Origin of the sequence: Blastopirellula retiformator (assembly GCF_007859755.1) — a bacterium.
Classification (GTDB): domain Bacteria; phylum Planctomycetota; class Planctomycetia; order Pirellulales; family Pirellulaceae; genus Blastopirellula; species Blastopirellula retiformator.
The window spans coordinates 110,295-120,817 of record NZ_SJPF01000002.1 but is presented as its reverse complement, the minus strand read 5'-3'; the positions used below and the strand labels follow the sequence as shown (position 1 = coordinate 120,817).

Here is a 10,523-nt window from a genome sequence, read left to right as displayed (position 1 = left end):
CGTCAACGCCCCTTCCCGAAATCACGTTGCTGGTTAGCATGGAGTCAACGTTTTGATTTCCAAATGCACAGCAACAGGACGAAGTTCTTGGACAATCTGTTTCAGGTAGGCGACACTCCCTATGGAAAGGGTTTGTTTGCGGCTCGCGCTTTTCGTAAGCGAACGCTCCTCGCGATGGTCACCGGCGAGGTGATCGACGACGAGCATTACTCCAGCAGCTACTGCATCGATCTGGGCGGAACGTTCTCGCTGGAACCGGGCGAACCATTCCGCTATCTGAACCACAGCTGCGAACCGAACTGCTGCCTGGTCTATCACGAAGAGGACGAGCAGCCGGCCGAGATCTGGGTCGAAACGATCCGCCCAATCGCCATGGGGGATCAACTGACGATCGACTACGCCTGGCCGGCCAATGCGGCGATCCCGTGCGGGTGCGGCGCGAGCCAATGTCGGGGGTGGATTGTCGACCCAGAAGAGCTGAACCTGCTAAATCCGCCGCAAAATCCTACACCTAAAGGACTTACGGACAACGGCGACGCTTCGGCGATGCCAGCCTAACAGTCCGGTTGATTTTCTCGACGGACTGCGTGATCGCACAGATGCGATCCCAAAATAACGACGTAAGTCGTTATTTTGCGAGCCGCGAAGAGCTATGCTCTGAGCCTGGCGAGGTTGGAAAATGTCACGAGGCATTTTTCAACAGGCAGCTAAAGGCCTCAGGAATCGGCGTAAGCTTTTCGTAAAGCGTTCAATATTCTTGAGATAGGTCTAGGCGGAGTGGCCTATAATCGGCTATATTGGTCGTTTCGCTATTGCTTACTGACGAGACTAGAAGGGTTTCTGGCCTCTTTTGCGTCGCCCACAGCGGCCCCAATTCGTTCACGCTACGTTATTCAGGAAAGACATGGTCAAAGTTCTGGTTCGCGAGAAGGAGTCGATTCAAGAAGCTGTTCGTCGCTTCGGTAAACTTGTCATGCGCAGCGGTCTGAAGAAAGAAATGCGCCGTCGCAAGTTCTACGAAAAGCCGAGCGATTTGAAGCGTCGTGCTCGTCTTCGCGCTGAACGTCGTTCTGCCAAAGAACGCTCGCTCTACCTCGACTAGTTTTCACGCAGCAGCTGCTGCGTTCGAGAACGGTCAGGATTGCAGAAACGTACAAAGAAAAAGCCCGCGTGAGACTCACGCGGGCTTTTTCTCGTGCGTTGTAATCGGGTAGGCGCCGTAAGAGCATGCCACCAGGTTTCTTCTTACTTCCCAATCGCCGGCTGCACCGCTTTGGTCCAGATCTTGTATCCGGCGTCGGTCATATGCAGGCCATCGTTTTTGAACAGTTCCGGCCGCGGCTTGCCATCTTCGCCTAGCATTGGGGCGTCGATGTCGACGAAGGTCAGCAGATCGCTCTTTTCGCACTCAGCGGCGATCAGGCGATTGGTCGCCCGCACGTCGTCGATCATCTTCCAGCGAGACAGGCTCGGCTTGACCGCGATGTAGGCGATCTTCGTTTCCGGCAAGTCCTTGTGGACCTTGTCGACGAACTTCAGAAAGTCGTCCCGGATTCGCTCGGGCGAGTACTTGTGGGCGATGTCGTTGTCGCCGGCGTAGACGACGACCGCTTTCGGCGCCAGCGGCGTCACCAAGCGATCGACGTAGTACGTCGAGTCTTCCATGTGCGAACCGCCAAAGCCGTGATTCACCACCGGCTGGTTCGGGAACCACTTCGGTAGATCCCACATCCGGATGCTGGAACTGCCGATAAAGACGACGCCTCCTTTGGCGGGCGACTCTTTTGCGTCGCGGGCCTCGATCTTGGCGATGTCCTTCTCCCAGCGAGCTGGGTCATACTCTTTGGCCAGCGCGGGTGACGCCAAGGCGGCTAGCGCCACCAGGATCAGGCTAATACGCCTCATTAGGTCAACTCCCACGGTTGGCGATAGGGACGGGACAGCATCGACGCCGCTTCGTCGTCGCCCGAGATCGTTTCGGTCTTGGCGTCCCACGCGAACTTGCGGCCCAGACGGCACGAAATGTTGCCCAGGTGGCAAGCGGTCGCGGTCCGGTGACCAATTTCCGCATCGCAGATCGGCAGTTCGCGACTCTTGATGCAGTCGAGGAAGTTGCCATGGTGGTTCGAGCTGTTGTAGAGGCGAACGTCGCTATCGGTCAGCTTGATTTCGCCAATTTCGTCCGGGGTCGCTTCAAACTTGCCGCGATTGACGAAGATTTTTCCTTTTTCGCCGATGAAGGTCGTGCCGAGCCGGACGTCCTTCTGCCTTTGGCCCAGGATCATCGTCACGTCGTTCGGATAGACGTAGGTGATGCGGCAGGTTTCGGTGACGTCGTGCCAGTTCTGCGGATGGAACGTCGCCTTGCCGTCGACCGAGATCGGGCCGCTGTCGTCCACTCCCATCCCCCAGTGGGCGATGTCGATATGGTGAGCGCCCCAGTTGGTCATCTGACCGCCCGAGTAATCCCAGAAGAAGCGGAAGTTGTAATGAACGTGGTTCTTGTTGTACGGACGCTGCGGCGCCGGGCCGAGCCAGAAGTCGTAATCGAGTTCCGACGGCGGATCGGAGTCAGCGACCGGTTTGCCCGGATGGTTGGGGCCAGGGATGCCAACCAAGACTTGCTGCAGTTTGCCGAGATAGCCAGAGCGAACTAGTTCGCACGCCTTGCGGAAGTTGCTGGACGAGCGCTGCTGCGAACCGGTTTGCACGATCCGTTTGTTGGCCCGGGCGGCGTCGACGATCTTGCGACCTTCGACCACGGTCAGCGTCAGCGGCTTTTCGCAGTAGACGTCTTTGCCCGCTTCACAGGCATGGATGGTCGGCAGGGCGTGCCAATGGTCGGGGGTCGAGATCACGACCGCGTCGATATCTTTGCGATCGAGCACCTTGCGGTAGTCGCCGTAGATTTCGCACTTCGTACCGGCCTTGTCATTGACCGTCTTAGCGGCCTGCTCGGCATGCTTGCTGTCGACGTCGCAGATGGCGACGGCGTTCTTGATGAACTTGCCGAGGTTACCGCGACCTTGGCCGCCCAAACCGATGTGACCGGTAATGATTCGCTCGTTGGCGCCAAACGCCGTCGAGGGAACAAACGCGGGGGCGACAGCCAGACCGGCCGCCGCAACCGCCGACGTCTTCAGAAACTGACGACGACTCGCGACAGAATGCGTCATAAATGAACTCACTTACGCAGGTAGGAGTGTGTTAGCGGGAAACCTTCAGAATAACCCAAATGGCGCAAGTCGCAAAGTGTCGCGATCTGCTTGCAACCCTTTACATAGCCAGAAATCACAACATTAAGCGAAACTAAGGGCGGCTTCCCGTACCGATAGCCTATTCCATTTCCTCCCAGACAGAGTGGTAGGCATCGATTGCTTCGACATATTCGAGCAGTCGGCCGTAGAACTCGTTCCCCCCGATTGTCGAGCTGTCGCCGATCACGATCAGCTTCCGTTTAGCCCGGGTCATGGCGACGTTCATCCGACGGACGTCAGCCAGAAAGCCGATCTCGCCATTTTCGTTCGACCGCACCAGCGAGCAGATCACCACTTCCTGCTCGCGCCCCTGGAACCCGTCGACCGAATCGCACTCGACCCCCGCCGGCAGGCTCTCGCGTAACAGGCGAACCTGGGCCGCATAAGGAGTCACCACCGCGATCTGCTCCGGCCGCAGATCGAGGGCGAGCAGCTGGTTCACTTTGCGAACCGCCAACTCCGCTTCGCGCGGATTGGTGCGGCTGGAGCTGTCGTCCTTCGCCTCGTGATAGTCGGCGCCGGCCGTGTCGATAAACTGCACCGGTTTGGCCCAGATCTCGTCGGCCGTGATCAGATCAGACAGCGTGTGGCCAGCGACCGTCGCGTCCGCTTCGAGGGCGCCATCGTAAAACTCGAGCGAACTGAACTCCATGATGTGGTTATGCATCCGGTATTGTCGCTCCAGCCGCAGCGCCGCTTTCGGATAGCGAGCGATCAGCCGCTCTAGCAAACTCACCCCAAAGCCGGTCGCTTCCGCCTTTTGCGAAACGACTGTCGGCGGCAACTGGCAATGGTCGCCGGCGATCACCAGCCGTTGGCTCCGCGAAACGGGGATCCAACAGGCGGGCTCGGTCGTCTGGCAGGCTTCGTCAATCACCGTCAAATCAAACTGCCGGGCGCCCAGCAGATCGTCATCGACGCCGGTCAGCGTGCAGCAAACGACTGGGGCGTCATCGAGCAACCGTTCGAGCGTTTGCTGTTGAATGCGGGCCGCGTCTTCGAGCAAAGCCCGGGCTTCCTCCCGCAGCGATTTCTTTTCGCCAGGCGCCGGTTTGGCGCGGGTGAATCGATCGGCTTTGCGAAACAACGTCTTCGCTTCGCTAACCAGTTTGTCGGCGAGCTTCGCGTCGGGATGTTCACGGACAAGAGATTCGAGCAGAGCATCATGCAGCGACTCGCTTACGCGAGCGGGGTGACCAAGCCGGACCGCTTTCACACCGCAGGCCCAAAACCGCTCGACCAGGTTATCCACCGCCAGGTTACTGGGGGCGCAGGCCAACACCTTTTCGCCCCGGGCGACGGCGGCCTGGACGATCTCGGCCAACGTGATAGTTTTTCCGGTACCGGGCGGTCCATGAATGATCGCAAAGTCGCGGGCGGAAAGGGCCAATTGCACGGCCGCTTGTTGTGAGTCATTCAGTCGGGCCGATTTCAGACTTGGGTCGGGCGGGTCGAACGCCGGTGCTTGCTGTTCCAATAGCACGTCCCGCAACTCGGCCGTTCGATTGCCGCTGGCCGACGCCGCCTTCAGCAGCGCCCGCTCTTGCCGACCGCGGGCGACGTCATCGGTCGAGATCGCGACCGCCAGCTTGTCTTCTTCTCCTTCCCAGACGTCGCCGATCGCAACTTCAATGGAAGCGGAAGTAAGCCGCGTCACCACGCCGCGGGCCCGATCTTCGCCGCCGCTAGAAAGCAGCACGATCGGCGTGCCGACCCGCAGTCCATGCATCGGGAGCGACGCTTGCGGGTTCTTGCCGGTCAGCTTACACACGACGCGTCCGCCAAGCGCCGACCATTGATCCTGAAGACGTAGGCCCTTCAGTCGCAGCGCGGAAGGATCATTGGCGATCCGCTCTTGTTGTTCTTGCGCTTCCCAATGTAGGCATTGCTCGAACTGGCGAAATATCGCCGGCGTCTCGATCTCGTCGGGCTCGACCCACGCGACCAACTCGGGCGTCGTTTCGGCCAGTTTTCGCTGAGCCCGCCCGCAGATGTCGCCAGGCAGTTCGACCGCCACGGTCCGGCGCTGCAATTGGATGCGGCCAATATCACGATTGGCGACGCCCGCCTCTTCGATCAACAGTTTGAAGACGCCGCCGCTGGTCGTGCCGTGAGGAAGCGATTCGAGATGGAGCTTGGCCATGGTGGGAGCAAAGAAAGGAGGTGGCGGAGACGTTGTCTTACACTAGCCCGCAGCGCCAGCGAGGGACTGGGGCCTGCGGCAAATGACTAATGTCGAATTCGTAATGTCTAATGAAGAAGATATCTTCCGGTATTAGACATTAGGAATTAGGCCTTAGACATTTTGCCCCCATTCCCTCGCTGGCACTGCGGGCTAGCGTCTGGTCTTACGAGACTTGTTGCAGGAAGTCGACAATGTAGTTGCCAAGTTGCGGCTTCAAGAGCAGCGTGAAATGGTCGGCATTGGGGACGATGATGCGGGTCGCGTGGGGCGAGTCTTCGCAGAGACGATCGGCGTCGTGCTTGGCGGCGGCATCTTCTTCGCCAATCACCACCTGCAGCGGCGTCTGGATGCTGGCGACCTCTTCCGACGTGACGCCCAGCTCACGATAGCCCCGCGCGACCGCGGCCAAGGCAAGCGGGTCGTTCCCTTCCATCAGGTTGGCGTTCATCGCCGCCAATTGACGATCGCTGGGCGGATTGCGACTCGACCACAGCACCTTCATCAGCGGATGCAACTGGCCATGCTGGGCGAGCGACTCCTGCAATTCGTCCCACAGCTCGATGGCGTCGCCGGGGCGACCGGCGCCGGCCGCCAACAGCAGCGTTGACCGGACCCGCTCTGGATAATGAATGGTCGCGTTCAGCGCCATCCGGCCTCCCATCGAGTAGCCGACCAGATTGGCCGACTCGATCTTCAGATGGTCGAGCAATCGCGCAACGTCGGCGTACATCTGCCGACCGTAGACATCTTCGTGCGGCTTATCGCTCTTGCCATGTCCCCGAGCGTCCATCGCGATGACGCGATACAGCTCGCTCAGATGATCGAGAAGCTTGTAGTTTACCCAGCCATGCTCGATGTTGCGGGTAAAGCCATGCATCAGCACGACCGGCTCGCCGTAACCTTGCTCGACATAGCGAATCTTTACGCCGTCGCTATCGAAGTACTCATCCACGGCAGTCATCAAGCGTCATTCCTGAAATCGGCGGCGAAAAATAGAACACGGAGAGCACGGTTAGATCACGGGCGGAGCGAGAGCGATCTCTATTTTCCTGCCGTGATGGATCCATGACTTCCGCGTTCTATTTCGGTTTAGAACTCGGGGCCGGGATACTTCACGTGCGGCGGCGTGCAGAACAGGCACGCGACCGCCAGCGACGCAAAGATCGCCGTGAACAGCCACAACACCGGCTCGTAGCCGCCCAGATTGGCGGCCCCCAGATTTAACAAATAGGGGCCCGCGGCGCTGCCGGCGACGATCCACGTCATCGAGCTCCCCTTAATCTTACCGAGATGGGCTCGTCCGAAATACCGGGCCCACGCGCTGCTGGCCCCCGAGACGGCGACTCCCTGCGCGGCCCCAAAGACCAGGCCAAACAGCGCACAGCCGTAAGCCGAGTTGATATTGGCGTAGCAAATCACGCTGAGCGCCAGCCCCACGCCGCCAGCAGCCATCAACCAGTGCAGCTTGATATGGTCGGCGAGCCAACCGCCGATAAACTGGCAGATCGCCATCGTCAAAGCGGTGCAGAGGAAAATGATCGGCGCCTCGTCTTCGCTCAGGCCGCGGCTTTCCAAAAAACGCACCATCACAAAGGTCAAGGCCGTCGCGATCATCGCCCAGCACGACATCAGCGCCACGAGAATCCAATACGACCGGGTCAACAACGCCTCGCCCAGGGTGAATTGCGGAAGTTGCAGGTCAACCGGCAGCGGCTTGTCGCTCGGCTCGCGCGACTCATCCTCCACGCTGCTTGCGCCATCGGGCAGCTGTCCGATATCTTCGGGACGATTGCGGAAGAAGATCGCCAACAGCGGCAGCATCAGGCCGCCCACGCCCAGGCCGAGCACCACGTAGGTCATCCGCCAGCCGACGTTTTCGATCAGCAGTTCGGTGATCAGCGGGAAGAGCGCCAGCGAAATCGGCATCGAGAGGTTACGGATGCCGACCGCGAACCCCAAACGCTGGCGGAACCACATATCGACCGACGTGGTCGCCAGCAGCGTCAGCGAACCTTGCCCAAACATCCGAATCAGCAGGAAGCCGAGAAACAACGTCCAGACGCCGCTCACCTGCGACATAAACAAACAGGCGGCGGCAAAGATAACCACCACCACGGCCATCGATCGCCGCAGGCCAAACCGGTCGGCGAGCCCGCCGATCAACGACATCGGCAGCGAGGCGATGATCGTCCCCAGCATGTAGGCGAACGAAACGTCGAGCGCGCTCAGCTGCAGATCGCGGGAGAAATGCGTGTTGAACAGGGAGACGCCGTAGGTCTGCCCCGGGCTGGTCGCAAACTGGGCGACCATCGAGATCGGCAGCATCAACCAGCCGTAGAAGAACGGCACGGCGCGCACCACCCAATCCGGTCGCGGCTTTGGCGTCGATTCCGGCTTCGCTTCGGAGGGCGGGGTGCGCTCTTCCTGGTGCGGCGGTCTCGGCTCCAATTTGGCGACGGTCGACATGCGGTTCTCGGGATTTAATGGATACCTGGAAAGTTCATATACTAACGGTCATGGCGACCGCTCGATATGCCAATTTGCCTGCGGGTTGGCGCGCTCTAATCGGTTATGGAGTCGGTTTCCCTAACGGCAGCTTTAGGTCGCCGCGATTGCCCTTCGCTGGTCGGTAATTGCGGTGGAAGGCGACTCCCGATAGGTTGGACACTCTGCTGTCGCCGTTTTTTCCCGCATTGGAGGACATACGAATTTCCATGGGCCGATTGGGTACTGCCATCAGTTTGTTCTTTAAGGTCCTGTTCAACTCCGAAACGGCGGAAAAAGCGCAGACCGTGCTCCTTCCTTCGCCCAGCGGCCAGGCCGCCAAGCTCGAAGAGAAGCCGGCGACCCCGCCGAAACCGGAAGTCCATCCCGGCGTCGATGCGCTCGTGTTGCTCGCCGCGCTGCAGCGAGAGGCCCGCTTCCTCGACTTGTTTCAGGAAGACCTAAGCAGTTTTGCAGACGCACAAATCGGGGCCGCGGTTCGCGACGTTCATCGAGATACCAAAGCGACGCTCGACCGGATCTTCGGCATTACGCGGCTGCGGAGCGAAGAAGAAGGGACCACGATCGAGGTTCCAGCCGACTCCAATCGGCTCGAATTACGGCTGGTCGGATCGGTCGGCGCAACGCCGCCGTCGAGCGCCCGCCTGGTGCATGCGGGCTGGAAGGCGACTCGCTGCGAATTGCCCAAATGGAATGGAGAGCCGGAAGCGGCCAAGATTCTTGCCCCGGCGGAAGCTGAAGTTTAGGCTCCCCTTCGGCGGACTCTCACTGCAAATAGGAATGGAATGATGCCTGCCAACTTCGTCGTTGGAATTGACCTGGGGACGACCAACAGCGTCGTCGCGTACGCTCCGCTCGAGAGCGAGCAGGCCGAGGTCGAGTTGCTGGAACTGCCGCAACTGATCGCCGCCAACACCGTCGACAACCGCCACTCGCTGCCGTCGTTTTGCTATCTCGGCGGCGATGCCGAGAAATCACAGCAATCGCTCGATCTGCCCTGGGCCGCAGATCGCGACTTCGCCGTCGGCGAAATCGCCCGGCGCCAATCGGCCGATGCCCCCGATCGGACCGTAGGCGGCGCCAAGAGCTGGCTGTCGCACCACAAGGTCGATCGCCAGGCGCCGATCTTGCCCTGGAACGCGCCGGAAGGTATGCCGAAAATCTCGCCGGTCGAAGCGACCCGCCGTTACCTGGAACATCTGGTCGCCGCCTGGAACGCCAAGTTCCCCGAATCGCCGCTAGCCGAACAAACGGTCGTGCTGACCGTGCCGGCGTCGTTTGACGCCAGCGCTCGGGAACTGACGCGCGAAGCGGCCACCGGCGCCGGATTGCCCGACACGCTGGTCCTGCTCGAGGAACCGCAGGCCGCCGTCTATGCCTGGCTGAACCACTGGGACGACAAGTGGCGGAAGCAACTGAAGGTGAACGATCGCCTGTTGATCTGCGACGTCGGCGGCGGTACGACCGACTTGACGCTGGTCGAAGTCGACGAAGAAGGTGGCGAGCTGTCGCTCCGCCGCGTCGCGGTCGGCAATCACTTGCTGGTCGGCGGCGACAACATGGACTTGGCGCTGGCGTTTGACGTCTCGACGCTGTTCGCCGACAAGGGCGTCAACCTCGACCCGTGGCAATCGGTATCGCTCTGGCACTCGTGCCGCGCCGCCAAAGAATCGCTGCTGCAAGACGAAGGCGCCGAAGCGCACCCGGTCTCGGTCTTGGGACGCGGCAGCAAGTTGATCGGCGGAACCGTGACCGTCGACGTCCCGCGCGATCGCGCTATGCAGCTGTTGCTGGACGGCTTTTTTCCGAAGTGCGGCGCCGACGCCCATCCCGAACGCGGGCACGCTTCCGGCTTCCAGGAACTGGGACTGCCGTACGAGTCGGACCCGGCTATCACGCGTCACCTGGCGACGTTCTTGCAAGCCCATCGCGACGACGAGAACAAGCCGGTCACGCACGTGTTGTTCAACGGCGGCGTGTTCAAAAGCGACGCCTTCCAAGATCGCCTGATGGAAGTGTTGGCCGATTGGTCGAGCGAAGCGCCGCAGCGTTTAGCCGGGCCGCATGACCTGGACTACGCCGTCGCCCGCGGCGCCACATACTATGGCTGGGCGAAAAAGCATGGCGGCATTCGGATCCGCGGCGGCACTGCCCGGGCCTATTACATCGGGGTCGAGCGAGCCGGCCTGGCGATTCCCGGGGCGCCCCGTCCGCTGAACCTGGTCAACGTCGTGCCGATCGGCATGGAAGAGGGAACGTCGATTCACGTTCCGTCGCAAGAGGTTGGCCTGGTCGTGGGCGAGACCGCCAAGTTCCGCTTCTTCTCGTCGCCGATCCGCAAAGACGATCAGCCTGGGCTGGCGCTGCAGCGGTGGGAAGAAGAGGAGATCTCGGAAACCGATCCGCTCGAGACGCTGCTCACCAAGGACGAGGCGATTCAAGAATCGTACGTGCCGGTCAACTTCGAATCGAAGATTACCGAACTGGGGCAGTTGGAGCTGTGGTGCGTAAGCCCGCGAACCGGCGGACGCTGGAAACTGGAGTTCAACGTACGCGAAGACGACTAGGCGGATAGA

The 10,523-nt window shown here is 60.5% G+C and carries 9 protein-coding genes; 4 read left to right on the top strand and 5 right to left on the bottom strand.

Going from position 1 to position 10,523, the window contains the following annotated elements:
• Positions 1-87 precede the first annotated feature (87 nt).
• Both Enr8_RS07900 and rpsU read left to right on the top strand, forming a co-directional pair.
• Positions 88-558, top strand: a complete 471-nt coding sequence (locus Enr8_RS07900) for an SET domain-containing protein (RefSeq protein ID WP_222434820.1) — start codon at positions 88-90, stop codon at positions 556-558.
• A gap of 346 nt (positions 559-904) precedes the next feature.
• A complete protein-coding gene (gene rpsU / locus Enr8_RS07895; RefSeq protein ID WP_002652995.1) occupies positions 905-1,102 on the top strand; it encodes a 30S ribosomal protein S21 in 198 nt (65 codons plus the stop codon).
• 143 nt (positions 1,103-1,245) lie between these two features.
• Here the strand turns inward: rpsU and Enr8_RS07890 are convergent, their stop codons facing one another.
• The 5 genes from Enr8_RS07890 to Enr8_RS07870 form a co-directional block, all read right to left on the bottom strand.
• Positions 1,246-1,905, bottom strand: a complete 660-nt coding sequence (locus tag Enr8_RS07890) for an SGNH/GDSL hydrolase family protein (protein WP_146430210.1) — start codon at positions 1,903-1,905, stop codon at positions 1,246-1,248.
• The gene (locus Enr8_RS07885) at positions 1,905-3,176 is read right to left on the bottom strand and encodes a Gfo/Idh/MocA family protein (RefSeq protein ID WP_146430208.1); all 1,272 of its coding nucleotides are present in this window, start codon (positions 3,174-3,176) and stop codon (positions 1,905-1,907) included. Before Enr8_RS07885 ends, Enr8_RS07890 begins: the two co-directional genes overlap by 1 nt.
• 160 nt (positions 3,177-3,336) lie before the next feature.
• Positions 3,337-5,400, bottom strand: coding sequence for an AAA domain-containing protein (locus Enr8_RS07880; protein WP_146430206.1), 2,064 nt, complete (start codon positions 5,398-5,400; stop codon positions 3,337-3,339).
• Between the two features lie 205 nt (positions 5,401-5,605).
• On the bottom strand, positions 5,606-6,403 hold the full coding sequence (locus tag Enr8_RS07875; protein ID WP_146430205.1) for an alpha/beta fold hydrolase: 798 nt from the start codon (positions 6,401-6,403) through the stop codon (positions 5,606-5,608).
• Between the two features lie 128 nt (positions 6,404-6,531).
• Positions 6,532-7,908 carry an MFS transporter gene (locus Enr8_RS07870; RefSeq protein WP_146430203.1) on the bottom strand — a complete coding sequence of 459 codons (1,377 nt, stop codon included), beginning with the start codon at positions 7,906-7,908 and terminating at the stop codon, positions 6,532-6,534.
• A 257-nt stretch (positions 7,909-8,165) separates the two neighbouring features.
• Here Enr8_RS07870 and Enr8_RS07865 point away from each other — a divergent pair, with 257 nt between their 5' ends.
• Together Enr8_RS07865 and Enr8_RS07860 are read left to right on the top strand one after the other, a co-directional pair.
• Positions 8,166-8,693: a DUF2760 domain-containing protein gene (locus tag Enr8_RS07865; RefSeq protein WP_222434819.1), complete on the top strand. Its 528-nt coding sequence runs from the start codon at positions 8,166-8,168 to the stop codon at positions 8,691-8,693.
• A 42-nt stretch (positions 8,694-8,735) separates the two neighbouring features.
• Complete coding sequence (locus Enr8_RS07860) at positions 8,736-10,514, top strand: Hsp70 family protein (protein ID WP_146430200.1); 1,779 nt, start codon at positions 8,736-8,738, stop codon at positions 10,512-10,514.
• Positions 10,515-10,523 lie beyond the last annotated feature (9 nt).

What these genes read in the sequence shown, in the direction of transcription:
- Enr8_RS07885 (WP_146430208.1), bottom strand. Translation starts at nt 3,176, where the DNA reads ATGACGCATTCTGTCGCGAGTCGTCGTCAGTTTCTGAAGACGTCGGCG.
- Enr8_RS07880 (WP_146430206.1), bottom strand. Translation starts at nt 5,400, where the DNA reads ATGGCCAAGCTCCATCTCGAATCGCTTCCTCACGGCACGACCAGCGGC.
- Enr8_RS07870 (WP_146430203.1), bottom strand. Translation starts at nt 7,908, where the DNA reads ATGTCGACCGTCGCCAAATTGGAGCCGAGACCGCCGCACCAGGAAGAG.
- Enr8_RS07890 (WP_146430210.1), bottom strand. Translation starts at nt 1,905, where the DNA reads ATGAGGCGTATTAGCCTGATCCTGGTGGCGCTAGCCGCCTTGGCGTCA.
- Enr8_RS07860 (WP_146430200.1), top strand. Translation starts at nt 8,736, where the DNA reads ATGCCTGCCAACTTCGTCGTTGGAATTGACCTGGGGACGACCAACAGC.
- Enr8_RS07875 (WP_146430205.1), bottom strand. Translation starts at nt 6,403, where the DNA reads ATGACTGCCGTGGATGAGTACTTCGATAGCGACGGCGTAAAGATTCGC.
- rpsU (WP_002652995.1), top strand. Translation starts at nt 905, where the DNA reads ATGGTCAAAGTTCTGGTTCGCGAGAAGGAGTCGATTCAAGAAGCTGTT.